1 rRNA gene is annotated in these 243 nt (G+C 52.7%); it reads left to right on the top strand.

What is annotated here, in order from left to right:
* Positions 1-243: ribosomal RNA gene (locus tag MRBLMS1_RS26900) — 16S ribosomal RNA — on the top strand; the annotation flags it as partial.

A 243-nucleotide genomic window follows, 5' to 3' on the forward strand; every position in this document is an offset into this window, starting at 1 on the left:
CGGGAGGCAGCAGTGGGGAATTTTGGACAATGGGCGAAAGCCTGATCCAGCAATGCCGCGTGAGTGAAGAAGGCCTTCGGGTTGTAAAGCTCTTTTGTCAGGGAAGAAACGGTGAGAGCTAATATCTTTTGCTAATGACGGTACCTGAAGAATAAGCACCGGCTAACTACGTGCCAGCAGCCGCGGTAATACGTAGGGTGCAAGCGTTAATCGGAATTACTGGGCGTAAAGCGTGCGCAGGCG

Source organism: Massilia sp. LMS1-1-1.1, from assembly GCF_040815535.1.
GTDB lineage: Bacteria > Pseudomonadota > Gammaproteobacteria > Burkholderiales > Burkholderiaceae_D > Janthinobacterium > Janthinobacterium aestuarii.